We start from the raw sequence: 18,016 nt of genomic DNA on the forward strand, positions 1-18,016 counted from the left end.
GATTGAGTAGAGAGGGTCACTGGTTTCGGGTCGGATAGAGGCCGAGCAGGCAAATGATGTAGTTGATCGCCAATGAGCCCATCAGGTTGCTATGGGGGGCCACGGCGCCAGTGGGCGTGCCCAGTGCCGGGTCGAGAAACTGCGGGTTCATCGGGACGGCGGCGGATGTTCCGGTGCCTGCGCTGTACAGCCCGGTGATGATCCCCGCGCCCGCGAATTTGCCAAAGGTCATGCTGTTGGGCGTCGCGGCGGGGGAGGGGGCCGGCGACGTGGCATCCTGGCCGCTCACCATGAAGCCATGGGTGTGGGGCGCGGTGTTTTCCGGCCTCATGGTCACCGTTTCCACGCCGAATTTCTGGCTCAGCGCCCTGGGGGTCAGGCCCGTCCCGGTGCCCTGGCCAACCGGCAGGCGACCCCGGTAGTCCGGCAGGCCGAAGTTGGTGCTGCCGTTGCCGCCGTACAGAGTGCCGAGCAATGAATACAGGGCCTCAAAGCTGCTGATCGGCAGCAACGAACCGTCACAAAACGCCCAATTTTCCGGCGCGTAGTTACCGGCAAACATGCGGATCTCTCCGACAAAGGCTTCAGACATGTCAGTTTCCTTACTTGAGGGTCTGTGGACGGCCGTTACTGGCGCGGCGGGTAGACACCCGTCGTTGCGATGCAGAAGTAGCCGACGATGGAGGGCTGGATGTTGGGCATGGCCGCGCCCTGGGTTGTGGTGATGGTGGCACTGTTGAGGCTGGTCAGGGTGCCGGTTGCCGCGGTGTAGGTCGGTTTAGCCGCGACCCCCTTGGAGTTCGAGCTGACAGCGGGAATGTTGCCGTACGGACCATCATTGCCCGGGTCGTTGGAGACATGCGTGGCATGGTTATGCTGGGCCACCGAGCTTTGCGGCATCGTCACGGTTTCGCTACCGCCTTTGGTGCCCAGCGCGTGCACATCCATGATCGGATCGACGGTGGAGACTTTGTAGTTTTGTCCCAGGGCGACCCGGCCACGCAGATCCGGTATGCCGAATGTCGTGGTGCCGTCACCGCCATAGGTTTTGCCCAGCAGGGAAGCCAGCGCGACATTGCTATTGATGGGTAGAACCTGGCCCTCGCAAGGCAGCCAACCCTGGGGTGCCCAACCCCAGGGGAACAAGCGAATTTCTCCGATAAAGGGATCCATGTTCTTTTCTCCTTGAACAAGTTTCTGACGCCAGGAATCCGTCTCTCACTAATAGACTAGCAAGTGCGTAGGCGCACAATAAACAAAAGTGAATTTAGTGTGCAAATGTTATTTCAAGTTGTTTGCTGGCAATTAACAGAGGGGGTGTCTATTAGCAGGTAGTTGACGCTCTGGCTAAGAGATCTCAAGAAGGAAGTCTTTCTGAGTGTTACTGGTTGGCGCCCGCTCTAGGGCGTTTTGTCCAGCAGGGGCGGGGGTGGGGCTGATTGTTCAGCTTGGGGGGATAGGCTTGGGAGTTCGGTTTGTCGGACTTGTAAGTTCATTGTCAAGGAACTAAGCGTGCTAACGATCTACGCCTAAAGTATGGGTTTTTCAGTCTGGGTTCTGGCGGGTTTACAGCGGGCTTTAAGTGTGGCGGTAACATGTCTTAGTTACTGTATTGGGGTGGTTATTCCCAAGTTGCTAAGTAGGTTATTCTTTTGGCGGGTGGGAGTTGCGGTAAAGTCTTTTTGCTCTAAGGCCATGTTTTATTTGAAGTTGTTGTGTTTTTTTTGACGCCGGCGGGACGCCGCTCCCCGGGGAGGAGCGGCGCGCCGTTACCGGATTACAGCCCGGCGCTTTCTGCCGCTACGCTCTTGGGCTTGCCGTAGTGCCATTCATAGACCACGAACTTGAAGTCCTTGAGGTCGCCTTTTTCGTCGAAGCTCAGATCGCCGGTCGGGGTCTTGAAGGTGCCCTTGTGGATCGCCTCGGCGACTTTTTCCGGGTCTTCGCTCTTGGCCGCGGCGATGCCCCCGGCAATCACTTCCACGGCCGAGTAGGACGGCAGCACGAACGGACCGCTGGGGTTTTCCTTCTTGGCTTCGAAGGCTTCCACCAGGGCCTTGTTGGCCGGGTCCTGGTCGAAGGACTTGGGCAGGGTCACCAGCATGCCTTCGGAGGCGTCCTTGGCGATCTGCGAGATCGAGTCGTTGCCCACGCCTTCAGGTCCCATGAAGCGTGCGGTCAGGCCCTTTTCCTTGGCCTGGCGCAGCAGCAGGCCCATTTCCGGGTGGTAGCCGCCGAAGTAGACGAAATCGACATTGGCCTGCTTGAGCTTGGCCAGGATCGATGAGTAGTCGCGCTCGCCGACGTTGATGCCTTCGAACATCGCCACCTTGATGCCTTCCTTGCCCAGGATGTCCTTGACCGAGCTGGCGATGCCTTCGCCGTATTGCTGCTTGTCGTGCAGCACCGCGACATTGCTCGGCTTGAGCTGGGCGATGTAGCGCGCCGCGGCCGGGCCCTGGGCGTTGTCCAGGCCGATGGTGCGGAACACCATCTTGTAGCCCCGGGCGGTCAGCTCGGGGCTGGTGGCGGCCGGGGTAACCATCACGATGCCTTCGTCTTCGTAGATGTCCGACGCTGGCTGGGTGGAGCTGGAGCACAGGTGCCCGACCACGAACTTGACGCCGTCATTGACCACCTTGTTGGCCACGGCCACGGCTTGCTTGGGATCGCAGGCATCGTCGTATTCCACGGCCACCAGTTGCTTGCCGTCGACGCCGCCCTTGGCGTTGATCTGCTCGATGGCCATGCGCGCGCCGCTGAACTGCATGTCACCGTATTGCGCCACCGGGCCGGTCTTGGCCCCGGCGATGCCGATCCGGATGCTGTCGGCGGCCAGGGAATGACAGGCCAGGCCGGCCAGGATCATGGCGCTGAGCAGTTGGGTGGCTTTGTTATTGATACGACTCATGGGTTGTTCCACTCCTGTGGGTAACGGTTCAAAGGGTGTTGCAGGTGATGCATGGGCTGTCGCCGCCGCGCCTCGGGCACGGCCGCGACACCCCGGGGTGTTGTAGAGCGCCCGGACCCGGGCGGTACTGATCCCGCTCAAGGAAGGGCCTTGCCGATTCTGGGAATGGCCTCCAGCGCCGGCCGTGTCGCCGCGGGCTCGGCACAGGCATCCAGGGCCTGGGCGATATCGGCCAGCAGGTCGGCGACGTCTTCCAGGCCTACCGACAGGCGGACCAGGCCCTCGGAGATGCCGTGTTCGACACGCTCCTCGGGGCTGTAGGTGGAATGGGTCATGCTCGCCGGGTGCTGGGCCAGGGATTCGGCGTCTCCCAGGCTGACGGCTCGGCTGAACAATTGCAGGGCATTCATGAAGCGGGTGCCGGTAGCCAGTCCGCCCTTGAGCTCGAAGGCGATCATGCCCCCGGGCAACTTCATCTGCTGTTGCGCCAGGGCGTGTTGCGGGAAGGATGGCAGGCCGGGGTAGGCCACCCATTGCACTTGCGGCTGTTGCTGCAGGTATTCGGCGATGGCCTGGGCGCTGCTGCAGTGGCGTTCCATGCGCAGGGCCAGGGTCTTGAGGCCGCGCATCAGGAGAAAGGCGTCCTGGGGCGACAGCACCGCACCGGTCATGTCCTTGAGGCCTTCCAGGCGAATGCGCTCGGCCAGGCTCTGGCGGGTGACCACGACACCGGCGGTGATATCGCCGTGGCCATTGAGGTACTTGGTGGCCGAGTGCACCACCAGGTCGGCCCCCAGCTCCAGCGGACGCTGCAGGTAGGGAGTGCAATAGGTGTTGTCCACGACGAAGGTGATGCGCGGATGCTGGCGGGCGATTTCGGCCACCGCGGCAATGTCCACCAGCTGCATGTTGGGGTTGGCCGGGGATTCGCAATAGATCATCCGCGTAGCGGGGCTGATGGCGGCCCGCAGGTTGCCCAGGTCGCTCATGTCGACATGGCGCACCTTGACGCCGAACTCGGCCAGCCCGTGGTGCAGCAGGGCGAAGGTGCAGCCGTACAGGGTCCGGCAGACGATGATCTCGTCGCCGGGCCGCAGCAGGGTCCACAGGGTGGCGGCAATCGCCCCCATGCCGGAGCCGAAGGCCACCGCCGCCTCGCCGTTTTCCAGGGCCGCCATGCGCGCCTCCAGCAGCGCCAGGGTCGGGTTGCCGATGCGGGTGTAGAAGTAGCCGGGCTCCTGGCCGGCAAAGCAGCCGGCGCCGTATTCGGCGGTGGCGAAAGTGAAGGTGGAGGTCAGATAGATCGGCGGGATCAGCGCGCCTTGATGCTCCTGAGGGTTGTAGCCGTGATGGATGGCGCGCGTGGAAAAACCAAGGTCACTGTTTTTATTGTTCATGGTGAACGCTCCCGGATTTGCTCTAATGCTATGCTCAAATCCGGCGCAATAATTGCTAATTTGGCTGATTAAATGCCGTGTAATTGAAATAAAAATTCATAAAAACAAGATTAAGAGGCAAAACATGCCCAGTGGACTGGATCGAACCGACAAAGCCCTGCTGCTGGCTCTGCAGGACAACGCCCGCCTGACCACCGCCGAGCTGGCCGACAGCGTCGCCCTGACCACGTCGCCTTGTTGGCGGCGAGTGAAGATCCTCGAGGAAAGCGGGGTGATCACCGGCTATCAGGCGATTCTCTCGCCCAAGGCCCTGGGCTTTGGCGTCACCGCCTTTGTCAGCGTGATGATGGAATCCCACTCCCGGGAAACGGCCCGGGCCTTCGAGCAGCGACTGCTGGAAATTCCGGAAATCATCGCCTGCCACAACGTCTCCGGACGCTACGATTTTCTCCTCGAAGTGCTGGCCAGGGATCTGGAATCCTTCGGCGAGTTCGCCCGCGAAGTGCTGCAGACCCTGCCGGCGGTGAAAGAGATCTACTCGAGCTTTTCCTTCAAGTCGGTGAAGCCGTTGCGGCAGATTCCGGTGCCGCAGCCCGGCGCCTGAGGCCGGGGCCAGGTGTAGGGCCGACAGTGATTGCCAGGTGAAACAGAGCGGGCCCGCGATCTTGATCGCGGGCTTTTTTTTGCCTGCCCGGACCCGCGCCTGTCCGATCGCGGCCTTCGCTGGCAAGCCCGCTCCTGGGGGGCAACCCGTGCGCCGGAAAGGGTTTTTCTGCAACGCGATGATTGACGCGGCAGCGGCGCCTCCCTATTCTTTGTCGACCAACAAAGAATAGGGAGCAATGCGATGAAAACCCTCAAGGGCCCCAGCCTGCACCTGGCGCAATTCAGTGCCGACAGCGCGCCATTCAACAGCCTGCCGGCGATGGCCCAATGGGCCGCCGACCTGGGTTTCAAGGCGCTGCAGATTCCCGCCTGGGATGCGCGCTTGTTCGATGTCGCCACGGCGGCCGAGAGCCAGGACTATTGCGATGAACTCAAGGGCCAACTGGCGCAGCAGGGCCTGCAGATCAGCGAGCTGACCAGCCATATCTTCGGCCAGCTGGTGGCGGTGCACCCGGCCTACGATGCGATGTGCGACAACTTCGCCCCCGAGGCGCTGCGGGGCAAGCCTCAAGCCAGAACCGAGTGGGCGATAGCGCAAATGAAGCTGGCGGCCAGGGCATCGCGGCGCCTGGGGCTGAGTGAGCTGGGCACCTTCTCCGGGTCCCTGGCCTGGCCTTACCTGTTTCCCTTTCCGCAGCGCCCCGAAGGCCTGATCGAGACGGCGTTCGAGGAGCTGGCGCGCCGCTGGCGGCCGATCCTCGATGAGTGCGACGAGCAGGGGGTCAACCTGTGCTACGAAATCCACCCCAGCGAGGACCTGCACGACGGCACCAGTTTCGAGCGCTTCTATGAACGGGTGGACCGTCACCCACGCTGCAACATCCTCTTCGACCCCAGCCATTTCGTGCTGCAACAGCTGGACTACCTGAGCTACCTGGACATCTACCACGAGCGCATCCGCATGTTTCACGTCAAGGATGCCGAGTTCAATCCCACGGGGCGCCAGGGCATCTATGGCGGCTACAGCTCCTGGGTCGAGCGCGCCGGGCGCTTCCGTTCCCTGGGCGACGGCCAGGTGGATTTCAAGGGGATCTTTTCCAAGCTGGCGCAATACGACTACCCGGGCTGGGCGACCCTGGAATGGGAGTGCTGCCTCAAGGACCAGGAAGACGGCGCCCGGGAAGGCGTGGCGTTCATCAACCGCCACATGATCCAGGTCACCGAGCGGATCTTCGACGACTTCGCCGGTGCACGGATCGACCGCCAACAGATCAACGCCATGCTCGGCATGGTCTGAACCCCCTCAGCGAGAAAACCCATGAATGCTTTGACAGACAACACCCAGGCCGACACCGACGGCCTGACCCATCGCTATGTGCGCATCGATGGCCAGCGCATCCATTGCGTCAGCGCCGGCAGCGGCCGCCCGGTGCTGCTGATCCCCGGCTGGCCACAGACCTGGTACGCCTGGCGCGGGGTGATCCGGGCCCTGGCGGCCCAGGGTTTCCAGGCGATCGCCGTGGACCCGCCGGGCAGCGGCCAGTCCGACCGCCCGGAGCAGGGCTACGACACCGGCCATGTGGCCGAGGTGCTGCATCAGGTGATGCTGCAACTGGGCTTTGCCTCTTACAGTGTGGTCGGCCATGACGTCGGCATGTGGATCGCCTACGCCCTGGCCAGCGACCGGCCGCAGGCGGTGGAGCGCCTGGCGCTGACCGAGGCGGTGATCCCCGGGTTGGCGGAGGCGCCGCCGATTTTCGTGGCGCCGGAGCAGAACATCTTTCTCTGGCACTTCATGTTCAACCAGCTGCGGGACCTGCCCGAGGCATTGATCGCCGGGCGCGAGCGGGCCTACCTGAGCTACATCTTCGACCACTGGTCCCATCGCCGCGAAGCGGTGGCCGCCGAGGTCTACATCGACGCCTATGCGGCGCCGGGCGGGCTGCGGGCCGGCTTTGCCTACTACCGGGCGATTCCCGAGACGGTGCGCCAGAACCGGCTGCGGGCCCAGCGGCCACTGGCGATGCCGGTGCTGGCGATCGGCGCCGAACACGCCACCAACGATGCGCCGCTGCTGACCCTGCAAGGCCACGCCAGCGACCTGCGCGGCGCCATAGTGCCGGACTGCGGACACTTCATCATGGAAGAGGCGCCCGAGGCATTTCTCGCGCTGCTGCTGCCGTTTCTGCAGGAGGGCCGTGACTGAGGCACGGCGCAGGCACGGCCGCGGGCACGGAAAATGGCCGCGGCCGGCGCAAATCTAATATCATTTCGTCCCGGCGCGCTGCGCCACCCGGCTGTTCGGCCTGCGCCGAACGCCTTCCCTGTCCTGACGAGATACCCGACCCCCATGGCTGGAAGACCCCGCGAATTCGATCGTGACCTGGCGCTGCGCCAGGCACAGGAACTGTTCTGGGCCCGAGGTTTCGAAACCACCTCCATGGCCGACCTGGTGGCGGCCCTGGGCATTGCTTCGGCACGCATCTATGCCGCCTTCGGTTCCAAGGAGGCGCTGTTTCGCGAGGCCATCGAGCTGTACGAAAGCCAGGAAGGCGGCTTCGCCGACCTGGCCCTGCAGGAGCCCAACGCCTACCACGCCATCGAGCGCATGCTGCAGGACGCGGTGGCGCTCTACACCCGCCCCGACGGTCCCCGGGGCTGCATGGTGGTGGCCTCGGCGGTGAACTGCTCGAGCGACAACGACAGCGTGCGCGAATGGCTGGCCGAGCATCGCCGGGCGCGGACCGCGAGCATCATCCAGCGCCTGGAAGCGGCGGTGCAGGCGGGTGAATTGCCTCGCTACAGCGATGCAACGTCTTTGGGCGACTATTACTCCATGGTGCTCCACGGCCTCTCGGTGCAGGCCCGCGACGGGGTCAGCGCGGCGCGCCTGCTGCAGGGCGTGGCGCTGGCCATGCAAGTCTTCCCGGGCGGCGTCCAGGGGAATTGAGGCGGCGCCCGGCGAGGCTCCGGGCAGCGGGCTTGGCTCGGCAACCCGGGGGCCGGCAAGGCTGGCCCGGGTTGTGCATTTTTTATCGGGTCCTGGACCTGTTCCATCATCCAAAGAGTACGACGCCCCCCATGAGCGATTCCCCGGCGACACCTCAAGGCAACTGGCAGCCGGTCATCGCACTGGCGCTGGCGGCCTTTGTCTTCAACACCACCGAGTTCGTGCCGGTGGGCCTGCTCAGCGCCATCGGCGCCAGCTTCGACCTGCCCACCGAGCGGGTCGGGCTGATGCTGACCATCTACGCCTGGATCGTGTCCCTGACCTCGCTGCCGGTGATGCTGCTGACCCGCAACGTCGAGCGGCGCAGGTTGCTCACGGTGCTGTTCGGCCTGTTCATCGTCAGCCATGTGCTGTCCAGCCTGGCCACCAGTTTCGGCCTGCTGATGCTCAGTCGCATCGGCGTGGCCCTGGCCCATGCGCTGTTCTGGTCCATCACCGCGTCCCTGGCGGTGCGCCTGGCGCCGGCGGGCAAGCAGGTGCAGGCCCTGGGCCTGCTGGCCACCGGCACCTCGCTGGCCATGGTCCTGGGGATTCCCCTGGGGCGTTTGCTGGGCGAGGCCCTGGGCTGGCGCACCACCTTCGGCGTGATCGCCGCCATGGCCGGCTTGCTGGTGCTGTGGCTGATGCGCACCTTGCCGCTGCTGCCGAGCCAGAACTCCGGTTCCCTGCGCAGCCTGCCGCTGCTGTTCAAGCGCCCGGCGCTGGTGGCGATCTACGTGCTGACGGCGCTGGTGGTGACGGCGCAGTTCACCGCCTACAGCTACATCGAGCCCTTTATCAAGGTGGCGGCGGGCCTGGGCGGCGAGGTGGTGACCCTGGTGCTGCTGGTGTTCGGCGGCGCCGGCATCATCGGCTCGCTGCTGTTCAGCGTCCTGCACCGCCACAGCCCGCAGGGCTTCCTGCTGACCGCGGTGCTGTTGCTGGCGCTGTGCCTGAGCCTGCTGTTGCCGCTCAATGGCCACGTCTGGTCGCTGGTGGCGCTGAGCGTGGTCTGGGGCATGGCGATCATGGGCTTCGGCCTTGCCCTGCAATCCAAGGTGCTGGTGCTGGCGCCGGATGCCACCGACGTGGCGATGGCGATGTTCTCCGGGATCTACAACATCGGCATCGGTGGCGGCGCGCTGCTGGGCAGCTGGGTTGGCGGGCAACTGGGTTTTGCCTATGTCGGCCTGGCGGGCGGGGCCCTGGCGACCCTGGCCTTGCTGCTGTACAGCCTGGCCCTGCGGCGCATGGCCCGCACCAACGTGTAGCCGCTGCCGCAGGCTGCGAACGGCTCCGCAGGAGACGCGGCGGCCTTGCAGGCGCCGGAGGTTCGGCGGTCGATCGCCAAGCAAGGTCCTGCGGACCTTCGCGCAGCCTCGCCAGAGGCTCGACAGCGGCTACGGTGGGGCGATGTCGACCATGCGCGCCGGGCGCCCGCCAGGGTTAGCGGCGCCGGGCGTCGGGCCAGCAGGCCACCAGCACCAGCAGCAGCGCCGCCAGCAGGTAGGGCAGGCGCGGTTCCAGCCCGTAGATCAGGGTCCCGGCCAGGGGCCCGACCACCACCCCCAGGCCCTGGGCCGCGCCGACGGAACCGGCGGTGGCGCCTTGCTCGGCGGCGTCCACCGCGTTGCTGGCCAGGGCGGCGAACGAGGGGAAGATCCAGCCCATGCCCGCGGCCGAAACGAAGAACCCCAGCCACAGCACCCAGGCCTGGGCCGCGACGATGCTCGTGGCAAAGCCCAGCGCCGCCACCAGGGCGCCGATGCGAATCATCCGCAGCGGCGGCCACTCCAGCTTGCGCACCAGCAGTTGCGAGGCGATCAGCGCCACCCCGACCAGGGTCAGGGCGATGCCGGCGGTCTGCGCCGCGTGCGCCGGGTCCATGCCCAGGCGGTCGAGGGCGAAGAAGCCCACGGTGATCTGCGCCATGGCCACGCACAGCATGGCGACGAACGCCACCAGCAGCGGCCGGCGCAGGCGCGGGTCGCTCAGGCGCACCGATTTGGGCGGCTGCTTGAGGTGCAGCTCCTGGCGCGGCAGCCGCGCCTTGAGCAAGGCGAAACCCAGCAGCGGCAGCACGGCCAGCACGTAGAACGGCAGGCTCAGGCTGTGGCGCGCCAGCAGCGCGGCAATCGCCGGGCCCAGCACCAGGCCGCAGGCGTTGGCCGCTCCCAGGGACGCCATGGCCCGGGTCCGGTGCTCGGGTGCGATGTTGTCGGCGATCAGCGCGTAGCCGCCCACCGGGATCGCGGCATAGAACACCCCGATCAGGCCCCGTCCCAGCAGCAGCCCGGCAAAGGCCAGGATGGCCGAGGGCAGGGCGTGCAGCGCCAGGTCGATGAACAGGCTTAGGGCGACAAAGGCCAGGGTGAAGCCGCCGGTGCCCAGCAGCAGGATGCGCCGCCGGCCGAGGCGGTCGCTGGCCCGGCCCCAGGGCCGGGCCAGGAGCATCCAGATCACCCCGGAAACGGTCACCGCCATGCCCGCCTGCCAGGTGGCCAGGCCAAGAATCCGCGCGATGGGGCCGATCAGCGAGACAAAGGCCATCATCGCCATGGTGCAGGTCAGGTTGGCCAGCAGTAGCGGACGCAGGTCGAAGGCCGCCGCGGCCTGGGGCGTTTCCAGGGTGTCGATGGGCAGGTGTTGAGCGTTGGTCATGGTTTATCCCAGGGCAGAGTGAGAGGGCAGGCGGCCGTCGACCATCACCAGCGGTCGACCGCGCACCTGCTCCAGGCGGCCGTCGACGCCATAGACGTCGCGCAGCAACTGTTGGTTGATCACCTCCAGGGCCGGTCCGGCGGCGGCCACGGCGCCGTTGTGCAGCACCACCACCTGCTGGCTGAAACCCAGGGCCAGGTTGATGTCGTGGACCACCACCAGGGTGATCAACTGGCGTTCGCGGGTGGCCCGGGTGATGGCCTCCACCACCTGGCACTGGTGGTACAGGTCCAGGGCGCTGGTGGGTTCGTCCAGCAGCAGCACCCGGGGCTGGCGCACCAGGGCCTGGGCCAGCCCCACCAGCTGGCGCTGGCCGCCGGACAGGGCGTCGATCGGGCGATCGGCCAGGGTGGTCAGGTCCAGGTCCTGCAGCACCTGTTCGACCCCGTGCAGCACCGCGGCACTGGGCCGCCCGGGGGCGAAGCCGCCACCGCGATGCCCGGCCATGGCGGCGCTGAGCACCGCTTCGAAGGCGCACAGGCGGGTGCGTTCCGGCAGGCTCTGGGGCAGGTAGACGATGTGCTGCGCCCGTTCCACCTGGGGCAGGCGGTTCAGGTCGACGCCATCGAGCAGCACCTGGCCGCTGGTTTTCTGCAACCCGGCGATGCCCCGCAGCAGGGTCGACTTGCCCGCCGCATTGGGGCCGATCAGCGCGGTCACGCTGCCGCCGGCCAGGCTCGGCAGGGCGACGTCACGCAGCACCTGGCGGTTGCCGTAATGCATGTTCAGGCCGGTGGTGCACAGCCCGGACGTGGAGGGGGCGGTCAGGCTCACAGGACACCTCGACGGTTGCGCATGACAATGGCCATGAAAAAGGGAATGCCCACCAGGGCGGTGACGATGCCCACCGGCACCAGCACCCCGGGAATCAGGGTCTTGCTGGCAATGGAGGCCATGGACAGGATCAGCCCGCCGCTGAGCACGCTGGCCGGCAGGAACAGCCGATGGTCCTCACCCACCAACAGGCGGGCGATGTGCGGGGCGATCAGGCCGATAAAGCCGATGGTGCCGACAAAGGACACCGCCAGCGCCGACAGCAGGCTGATGCGCAGCAACGCCAGCAGGCGCAGGCGGCCGACATCGATGCCGAAGCTGCGGGCCCGTTCCTCGCCCAGGGTCAGGGCGGTCAGGGCCCAGCTCTGGCGCAGGGAAAACGGCAGGCACAGGGCCAGGGCCAGGGCCAGCAGGGCGAGCTTTTCCCAGGAGGCCCGGGCCAGACTGCCCAGGGTCCAGAACACCAGTTGCTGCAGGCTGTCCTGGGTGGCGACGAACTGCAGCAGGGCCACCAGGGCATTGAAGGCGAACACCAGGGCGATGCCGAACAGCACTAGGCTCTCGACGCCGAAGCCGCGCCAGCGCGCCAGCAGGTATAGCAAGGCCACCGAGGCCAGGGCGAAGAGAAAGGCGTTGGCCGAGATCAGGTACTGCGCCGGCACCCCGGGAATGCCCAGGCCCAGGACAATCGCCAGGGCCGCACCGAAGGCCGCGGCGGCGGACACGCCGAGGGTGAAGGGGCTGGCTAGCGGGTTATCGAGCACGGTCTGCATCTCCGCTCCGGCCAGGGCCAGGGCCGCGCCCACCAGCACCGCCATCAGCGCGTAGGGCAGGCGCACGTTCCACACGATCACCGCCTCGACCCGGGGCATCGAGCCCGGGTCCCAGAGCACCTGTAGCAGGCGCGAAAGGCTCATGCCCGAGGGCCCGGTGGTGATGTCCAGGGCCAGGGACAGCAGCAAGGCCAGGGCCAGGGCGGACAACAGCAGCACCCGGCGGCCATGGCGCTTGCGGTAATGCCCGCTGGCGATGCTGTCCTGCACCTCGGTGGCGACCCGGGTCATGGTTGCAGGCTCGTGGCGAACACGCCGCTGGCGGGAATCGGCATGAAGCGCTGGTACAGCTCGCGGCGGGTCTGGTCCGGGTCCAGGTCCTTGAACAGCTCCGGGTGCAGCCACTTGGCCAGGGCCTGGACCGCGATCAGGTGCTCCGGCGAGTCATAGAAGATGTGCCACAGGCCATGCACATTGCCTTGGCGCACCGCCCGCAGCTCGTTCAGCGGTGGGCGCTGGGCGGCCTGGCGCAGACTGTCCCGGGCCTGCTGCAAGGTGGCGGAATAGCCCAGGGTCACGCCGCCCTGGCCGGCGGCGAAGACCCCGGTGGCGACGTACACGTCCGGGTCGCTGGAGAGGATGTATTCCACGTTGAGCACGCCAATGGGCCCGGGGATGCGCCCATCGGCGATGTTGCGTCCGCCGGCCAGCTTGATCATCTCGCCGAAGTTGCCGGTGCCCGGCGAGCCGCAGCAGTCCTGCAGCCCGGCGAGCATGTCGATGAATATCGTCGGCTGCTTGAGCGGCGCCGCCTGGGCCAGGGTTTCGGTGACCCGGGCCAGGGCCTGTTGATAGAAAGCGATGAAGGCCTCGGCCTGCTGCTCGCGGCCCAGGGCCTGGCCCAGCAGGCGCATGCTGGGCACGGTGTTGCTCAGGGGATGGTCGCTGAAGTCGACGAAGATCACCGCCACCCCGGCGGCTTGCAGCTGCTTCACCGCCTCGCTGTCGGGGCTCGGCCCGTGGCCGCCGCTCAGGGCCATGATCGCCAGGTCCGGGTGCACCGCCAGGGCCTTTTCGACGCTGAAGGTCTCGGCGGACGTGCCGCCCACCAGCGGCACCTTGTCCGCCTCGGGGAAGACCTTGCGATAGGCCTCGTAGCCCTGTACGTCGAGGCCGCGAAAATCCCCCTGCCAACCGGCGAGACGGGCGAAGGGGTTCTGGCCTTCGAGCAGCGACAGCGAATAGATCATCCGCCCTTCACCCAGGAGGATGTGTTCGACCTTGTCCGGCACCTGGACCTGGCGCCCGGCCAGATCGGTGAGGGTCGCGGCGCCGGCCGTGGCGGCCCATAGCAGGCTAAGGGGCAGCAGGCCCCGCAGTAGCCCGTGCCGGGCGCGGCGCAAGAAATCACGGTGTGTCATGTCAGGTTTCCTTGAACGATTGGACGGCCCGGCGGGCGACGCGCTTGCGCCACCACAGCAGCAGGCCGGTGATGTACAGCAGGGGTAACGAAAGGCCGCAGGCAAACGCCAGCCAGGCGCCGGAAGCCCCCAGCAGCAAATGCCCGTGGGCGGCGGAGAACAGCGGCTTGAGCGCCATGGGCTGGGCACCGGGCCAGGTGAACAGATCGGGGCGCGCCAGCCAGGCGCCGCTGCCGGCAATCAGCAGCAGCGGCAGGCACAGCCACGCGGCGGCCAGGTTGTGCCATTCGCGCAGGCGTCGGCTGCCCCGGCTGCCGGGGCGCAGGCTGGCGGCTTTCCACCAACTGCGCCGGCCCGGCCACCACAGGTACAGGCCGCTGCCCAGCGAGCCCAGCAGCACCAGGCCGCACAGCAGCACCAGGTTCGACCCCAACGCCTGGGGCAACAGCAGGCTGCGGTGCAGGGCCACCAGCTTGGCCAGCCACAGGTCCTCGAAGACGAAGAAGCCCCGGGGCTCGCCGTTGTAGGGATCGATCATGGCGATGCCGGTGCCGGGGCGCTCCTTGAGGGCACCGAAGACGATCACGTTGTCCGATTCGAGAAAGCCCTGGCGCGGCGGCGCCGCGCCGAAGACTTTCTGCAGCTGCGGGTAGGCGCTGCTGGCCGCGCTGATCCAGGCGCTCTGCTCAAGAGGGACGCCGTGTTCGCCGGGGGCCAGTTGCAGCATCGGCGCCCCGACTTCCCAGCGCAGGATCGGCCCCTTGAGCTCCAGCAGCGAACCACTGAGGCCCAGCAGCGCCAGGAACAGGCCCAGGCTCAGGGCCAGCCAGCGATGCAGGCCGAGCCAGATGTGACGCAGGCGCAGCACGGCGGCTTACCAGCGGTAGCGCAGGCTGGCGATGACGCTGCGGTCATAGCCGGCGCTGCAGCTGGTCAGCGAGCAGCCTTCGTAATAGCGCTTGTCGGTGAGGTTGGTGGCGTTCACCGCCAGGCGCAGGCCCTTGGCCGCCGGAATCAGCTTGTCGAAGTCGTAGTGCACCGCCGCGTCCAGCAGGGTGTAGGAGGGCACGCTGACGGTGTTGGCGGCATCGGCTTCGGTGGAGCCGATGTAGCGCACCCCGGCGCCGAAACCGAGGCCGCTCAGGGGGCCTTCGGGCAGGGTGTAGTCGGCCCACAGCGAGGCCATCTTTTCCGGGGTGTCGGTGGGGCGCCGGCCTTTCTCCAGCGGGTTGTTGCTCTTGCTCACCTCGGCGTCGTTGTAGGTCAGCGCCGCCAGCAGGTCCAGGCCCCGGGCCAGGCTGGCCTTGCCTTCCAGTTCAATGCCGCGCACGTTCACTTCGCCGGTCTGCAAGGTGTTGAGGCGGTTGCTGGGATCGGCGGTCTTGACGTTTTCCTGGGTCAGGTCGAACAGCGACAGGGTGATGTAGCTGTCGATCCCCGGTGGCTGGTACTTGACCCCCACTTCCGACTGCTTGGCGCTGGTGGGCTTGTACGGCGTGCCGTAGAAGTTGGTGCCCAGCACCGGGTCGAACGAGGTGGAGTAGCTGATGTAGGGCGCCAGGCCGTTGTCCGCCAGGTACACCAGGCCGGTGCGGTAGGTGAACTTCTCGTCGTTCTGTTTGCTCCCGGTGTGTTCCTGGCGATTGTCGGTACGGGCGCTGGAGCGGTCCTGGCGTCCGCCGACGGTGAGCACCCAGTGCTCGTCGAAGGTGAACTGCTGCTGGGCATAGACCCCGACCTGATCGGCGCGCTGCACGGTGTTGGTGAACGGCGTGCTGGGGTCGAACACGCCGCCGTGCACCGGGTGGTAGATGTCGATGGGCGAGGCGCTGCCGCCGCGCAGGTAGTAGTCCTCGCGGGTGCGCCGGTAGTCGACCCCCAGCAGCGACAGCATCTGCGTGCTGCCCAGGTTCCAGCGGGCCTGGGCGTTGTTGTCCAGGGAATAGGTGTCGCCGACGATGCGAAAGCGATAGGCAGCGCGGTTCAACGTGCGCAGGTCCGGGGCCAGGGACATGCCGCTGGCGGTGTTGGTCAGCAAATTGACGTGGCCGTAGCGGGCGCTGGAGTTGAGGCTCCAGACGTCATTCAGGCGGTGCTCCAGCAGGTAGCCCAGGGAGTACTGGGTGCGGTCGTTGTCCAGCCCCGGTTCATCGAGGAAGACGTTGTGCTTGACCTTGCCATTGGGGTTGCCGAGCAGGGTGCCGCGGGCCGGCAGGAACACCCTGGGGGCGCCGAACGCATCCTGGGTGTAGTCGGCCAGCAGGGTCAGGCGGGTGTCGTCGTTGGGCTTCCAGGTGAAGGAGGGCGCGAAGTACTGCTTGTCGTCCTTGATGTGATCGAACTGGGTGCCGCTGTCGCGTTCCAGCCCCACCAGGCGATAGAGGAACTGCCCCTCATCGTCCAGCGGGCCGCTGAAGTCGAACTGGCCCTGGGCCCGGTCGAAACTGCCGCCCTGGATCTGCACTTCATGGAAGGGCTGTTCCAGCGGGCGCTTGCTGATCTGGTTGACCACGCCCCCCGGCGAGTTCTGGCCGAACAGCACCGAGGCCGGGCCCTTGAGCACGTCGATGCGCTCCAGCCCATAGGCTTCGACCTTGGGCCAGGCCTGGGCGGTGTTGCCCTTGAGGCCGTCACGCAGCATGCCGGTGGTGACGTCGAAGCCACGGATCGAGATCGTGTCGAAACGCTGGCTGGCGGCGGTGGTGTTGGCCTGGACCCCGGCGGTGTAGCGCAATGCCTCGTTCACCGACTGCACCTGCTGGGCGTCCATCTGATCGCGGGTGACCACGGAAATCGCCTGGGGAATTTCACTCAGCGAGGCGTCGGTCTTGGTCCCGCTGAGGCTGCGCTTGGCCACGTAGCCGCTTTGCTGGCCGGTCGGCGAGTCGATCTGGGTAGCGCTGATCACGCTGGTGTCCAGGGTCAGGGTGTGGTCCTTGTCGGCCTCGCCATCGGCGGCCAGGGCGGCGCCGGCCTGGGTCAGCGACAGGCCCAGGGCCAGGCCATGGATCAGGCACGCCAGCGGGCTGCGGCGCAGCGCCGGACGCAGGACCGGACAATCGGCCGGCCAACCTTGGGTGTTTTGGTGCGCAACGCGGCTACCCATGCTTCACTCCGTGATGGGGATTAAATGAGAATGCAAACGTATCTCATTTGTGCGCCTGGGTTGCCGGCTAAAACTTTGGCTTGAGCGACCATTTCTTTCGTTTGCGGCACCGCGCGGGCAGGGCGCCCTGGGCAACAGGCGCGCGGTTCGACAGCGCCGGGCTGCGGCGTTGTTCAAGGTTCCAGGCATGCAAGACCAGGGCGATTCAGCGCAAGGACTTGGGCGACACCCCGAAGCGCTTGCGAAAGGCGGTGGAGAAATGCGCCGGGCTGTAGCCGACCCGATAGGCCGCGCTGGAGACATTGGTTTCGCCGCTGGCCAGCAAGCGGTATGCCTCGCTCAGGCGCTGCTCCTGCAGGTAGGCATAGACGCTGGTGCCGAACACCTGGCGAAAACCGGCGGTCAGCTTGCGCGGGTTGAGGCCGACCTGGCGCGACAGCTCGGACAGCGACGGCGAGGCCTGCAAGGAACCGAGCAGCAGGTCCCGGGCGGCATGGATGCGCTCGATGTCCGCGGCGCTGCCGGGGCTGTCCTGCAGCGGCCGCGACTCGGCATGGGCGAGGATGCCCTCGACCCCCAGGGCGGTGAGCTCCAGGGCCTTGCCTCCCAGGTAAAAGGAGCGGGTCGGGCCTTGCAGCGGGCAGGTGAGGATCTGCTGGGCCAGGGCCAGCAGCGGCTTGCTGGCCGGCTGGCAGAACAGCATCGGCCCGCCGCCGAGCGGGTCCAGCAGGCGCTCGGGCTCAAGGCCAGCCTGGCGGATCGCCGGGAAGTCCAGTTGCACCGTGGTGTAGCGCACCGGCACGCCGCGGGCGAACAGATGGTCGCCGCAATGCTCGCCCTGGTTGGCCACGGCGCACAGGGTCGGGCCGCGAATCTCCACCTCCGGTTGGCCCTCGACCCGGCAGTTGAGCTGGCCGCTGAGCACCAGGATGATTTTCAGGCCTTGCCAGAGCGGCTCCTGCATCCACATCTGGCTGTCCATCAGCACCGTCCCGGTGGACAAGGTGATTTCCGGCACCACGGCCGCCGTGCCGGCGTGCTGCGGATTGGGAAAGTGCAGGGTGAAATCCCCTTGGACAGGCTGCGGCGCAGCGTGGGGGCTGAGCATGGCGAACTCCCTGTAGACCGGAAAAGAGGCCATACGCTATCAGGAAAATCCTTCCATGTAATTAAGAATGATTATCCTTTAGCTTCTGCGCCCCGTACTGCCGGGACTTGCCGCGCAATCAAAAGAAAAAGCCGCGCAAACGAATGTCCTGCCGATTGCCGGGCCCCGGAAATTACCGGTTAATAATCACTCTCATTTGCAAGCGCAGCC

16 protein-coding genes are annotated in these 18,016 nt (G+C 66.3%); 5 read left to right on the forward strand and 11 right to left on the reverse strand.

The window, feature by feature from the left end; genetic code table 11:
• Window positions 1-16 precede the first annotated feature (16 nt).
• The 4 genes from ACMGG8_RS17030 to ACMGG8_RS17045 form a co-directional block, all read right to left on the reverse strand.
• Entirely contained in the window at window positions 17-592 is a 576-nt protein-coding gene (locus ACMGG8_RS17030; RefSeq protein WP_060843918.1) for a phage tail protein, read from the reverse strand.
• A gap of 35 nt (window positions 593-627) precedes the next feature.
• A complete protein-coding gene (locus tag ACMGG8_RS17035; RefSeq protein WP_108545521.1) occupies window positions 628-1,173 on the reverse strand; it encodes a phage tail protein in 546 nt (181 codons plus the stop codon).
• A 604-nt stretch (window positions 1,174-1,777) separates the two neighbouring features.
• Window positions 1,778-2,911, reverse strand: a complete 1,134-nt coding sequence (locus tag ACMGG8_RS17040; protein ID WP_060839821.1) for a branched-chain amino acid ABC transporter substrate-binding protein — start codon at window positions 2,909-2,911, stop codon at window positions 1,778-1,780.
• 137 nt (window positions 2,912-3,048) lie between these two features.
• Window positions 3,049-4,308, reverse strand: a complete 1,260-nt coding sequence (locus ACMGG8_RS17045) for a methionine gamma-lyase (RefSeq protein ID WP_060839820.1) — start codon at window positions 4,306-4,308, stop codon at window positions 3,049-3,051.
• Window positions 4,309-4,432: 124 nt separating this feature from the next.
• Between ACMGG8_RS17045 and ACMGG8_RS17050 the strand changes: the two genes are divergently transcribed.
• From ACMGG8_RS17050 to ACMGG8_RS17070, 5 genes are all read left to right on the forward strand, one after another.
• Window positions 4,433-4,912, forward strand: coding sequence for an Lrp/AsnC family transcriptional regulator (locus ACMGG8_RS17050; RefSeq protein ID WP_060839819.1), 480 nt, complete (start codon window positions 4,433-4,435; stop codon window positions 4,910-4,912).
• A 243-nt stretch (window positions 4,913-5,155) separates the two neighbouring features.
• Window positions 5,156-6,211 (forward strand): sugar phosphate isomerase/epimerase family protein, encoded by a 1,056-nt coding sequence (locus ACMGG8_RS17055; protein ID WP_414157975.1) that lies wholly within the window; start codon window positions 5,156-5,158, stop codon window positions 6,209-6,211.
• Between the two features lie 21 nt (window positions 6,212-6,232).
• Window positions 6,233-7,120 carry an alpha/beta fold hydrolase gene (locus ACMGG8_RS17060; RefSeq protein WP_060839817.1) on the forward strand — a complete coding sequence of 296 codons (888 nt, stop codon included), beginning with the start codon at window positions 6,233-6,235 and terminating at the stop codon, window positions 7,118-7,120.
• 144 nt (window positions 7,121-7,264) lie between these two features.
• Window positions 7,265-7,864: a TetR/AcrR family transcriptional regulator gene (locus ACMGG8_RS17065; protein WP_129405679.1), complete on the forward strand. Its 600-nt coding sequence runs from the start codon at window positions 7,265-7,267 to the stop codon at window positions 7,862-7,864.
• Between the two features lie 131 nt (window positions 7,865-7,995).
• Window positions 7,996-9,174 (forward strand): sugar transporter, encoded by a 1,179-nt coding sequence (locus tag ACMGG8_RS17070; RefSeq protein WP_108545518.1) that lies wholly within the window; start codon window positions 7,996-7,998, stop codon window positions 9,172-9,174.
• 175 nt (window positions 9,175-9,349) lie between these two features.
• Here ACMGG8_RS17070 and ACMGG8_RS17075 read toward each other — a convergent pair whose 3' ends face one another.
• The 7 genes from ACMGG8_RS17075 to ACMGG8_RS17105 form a co-directional block, all read right to left on the reverse strand.
• On the reverse strand, window positions 9,350-10,564 hold the full coding sequence (locus ACMGG8_RS17075; protein ID WP_235760047.1) for an MFS transporter: 1,215 nt from the start codon (window positions 10,562-10,564) through the stop codon (window positions 9,350-9,352).
• A gap of 3 nt (window positions 10,565-10,567) precedes the next feature.
• Window positions 10,568-11,347 carry an ABC transporter ATP-binding protein gene (locus ACMGG8_RS17080; RefSeq protein ID WP_414159946.1) on the reverse strand — a complete coding sequence of 260 codons (780 nt, stop codon included), beginning with the start codon at window positions 11,345-11,347 and terminating at the stop codon, window positions 10,568-10,570.
• Window positions 11,348-11,394: 47 nt separating this feature from the next.
• Window positions 11,395-12,462, reverse strand: coding sequence for a FecCD family ABC transporter permease (locus ACMGG8_RS17085; RefSeq protein ID WP_414157976.1), 1,068 nt, complete (start codon window positions 12,460-12,462; stop codon window positions 11,395-11,397).
• Window positions 12,459-13,592 (reverse strand): ABC transporter substrate-binding protein, encoded by a 1,134-nt coding sequence (locus tag ACMGG8_RS17090; protein WP_235760049.1) that lies wholly within the window; start codon window positions 13,590-13,592, stop codon window positions 12,459-12,461. Before ACMGG8_RS17090 ends, ACMGG8_RS17085 begins: the two co-directional genes overlap by 4 nt.
• Window position 13,593: 1 nt before the next feature.
• Window positions 13,594-14,460 carry a PepSY domain-containing protein gene (locus tag ACMGG8_RS17095; RefSeq protein WP_414157977.1) on the reverse strand — a complete coding sequence of 289 codons (867 nt, stop codon included), beginning with the start codon at window positions 14,458-14,460 and terminating at the stop codon, window positions 13,594-13,596.
• A 6-nt stretch (window positions 14,461-14,466) separates the two neighbouring features.
• On the reverse strand, window positions 14,467-16,698 hold the full coding sequence (locus tag ACMGG8_RS17100; RefSeq protein ID WP_414157978.1) for a TonB-dependent siderophore receptor: 2,232 nt from the start codon (window positions 16,696-16,698) through the stop codon (window positions 14,467-14,469).
• Window positions 16,699-16,903: 205 nt separating this feature from the next.
• The gene (locus tag ACMGG8_RS17105) at window positions 16,904-17,806 is read right to left on the reverse strand and encodes a helix-turn-helix domain-containing protein (protein ID WP_060841969.1); all 903 of its coding nucleotides are present in this window, start codon (window positions 17,804-17,806) and stop codon (window positions 16,904-16,906) included.
• Window positions 17,807-18,016: the final 210 nt, after the last annotated feature.

This window comes from Pseudomonas sp. BNK-45, from assembly GCF_047456255.1.
GTDB lineage: Bacteria > Pseudomonadota > Gammaproteobacteria > Pseudomonadales > Pseudomonadaceae > Aquipseudomonas.

What these genes read in the sequence shown, in the direction of transcription:
- ACMGG8_RS17080 (WP_414159946.1), bottom strand. Translation starts at nt 11,347, where the DNA reads ATGCATTACGGCAACCGCCAGGTGCTGCGTGACGTCGCCCTGCCGAGC.
- ACMGG8_RS17040 (WP_060839821.1), bottom strand. Translation starts at nt 2,911, where the DNA reads ATGAGTCGTATCAATAACAAAGCCACCCAACTGCTCAGCGCCATGATC.
- ACMGG8_RS17085 (WP_414157976.1), bottom strand. Translation starts at nt 12,462, where the DNA reads ATGACCCGGGTCGCCACCGAGGTGCAGGACAGCATCGCCAGCGGGCAT.
- ACMGG8_RS17065 (WP_129405679.1), top strand. Translation starts at nt 7,265, where the DNA reads ATGGCTGGAAGACCCCGCGAATTCGATCGTGACCTGGCGCTGCGCCAG.
- ACMGG8_RS17105 (WP_060841969.1), bottom strand. Translation starts at nt 17,806, where the DNA reads ATGCTCAGCCCCCACGCTGCGCCGCAGCCTGTCCAAGGGGATTTCACC.
- ACMGG8_RS17060 (WP_060839817.1), top strand. Translation starts at nt 6,233, where the DNA reads ATGAATGCTTTGACAGACAACACCCAGGCCGACACCGACGGCCTGACC.
- ACMGG8_RS17090 (WP_235760049.1), bottom strand. Translation starts at nt 13,592, where the DNA reads ATGACACACCGTGATTTCTTGCGCCGCGCCCGGCACGGGCTACTGCGG.
- ACMGG8_RS17030 (WP_060843918.1), bottom strand. Translation starts at nt 592, where the DNA reads ATGTCTGAAGCCTTTGTCGGAGAGATCCGCATGTTTGCCGGTAACTAC.
- ACMGG8_RS17035 (WP_108545521.1), bottom strand. Translation starts at nt 1,173, where the DNA reads ATGGATCCCTTTATCGGAGAAATTCGCTTGTTCCCCTGGGGTTGGGCA.
- ACMGG8_RS17045 (WP_060839820.1), bottom strand. Translation starts at nt 4,308, where the DNA reads ATGAACAATAAAAACAGTGACCTTGGTTTTTCCACGCGCGCCATCCAT.
- ACMGG8_RS17075 (WP_235760047.1), bottom strand. Translation starts at nt 10,564, where the DNA reads ATGACCAACGCTCAACACCTGCCCATCGACACCCTGGAAACGCCCCAG.
- ACMGG8_RS17055 (WP_414157975.1), top strand. Translation starts at nt 5,156, where the DNA reads ATGAAAACCCTCAAGGGCCCCAGCCTGCACCTGGCGCAATTCAGTGCC.
- ACMGG8_RS17100 (WP_414157978.1), bottom strand. Translation starts at nt 16,698, where the DNA reads ATGGGTAGCCGCGTTGCGCACCAAAACACCCAAGGTTGGCCGGCCGAT.
- ACMGG8_RS17070 (WP_108545518.1), top strand. Translation starts at nt 7,996, where the DNA reads ATGAGCGATTCCCCGGCGACACCTCAAGGCAACTGGCAGCCGGTCATC.
- ACMGG8_RS17050 (WP_060839819.1), top strand. Translation starts at nt 4,433, where the DNA reads ATGCCCAGTGGACTGGATCGAACCGACAAAGCCCTGCTGCTGGCTCTG.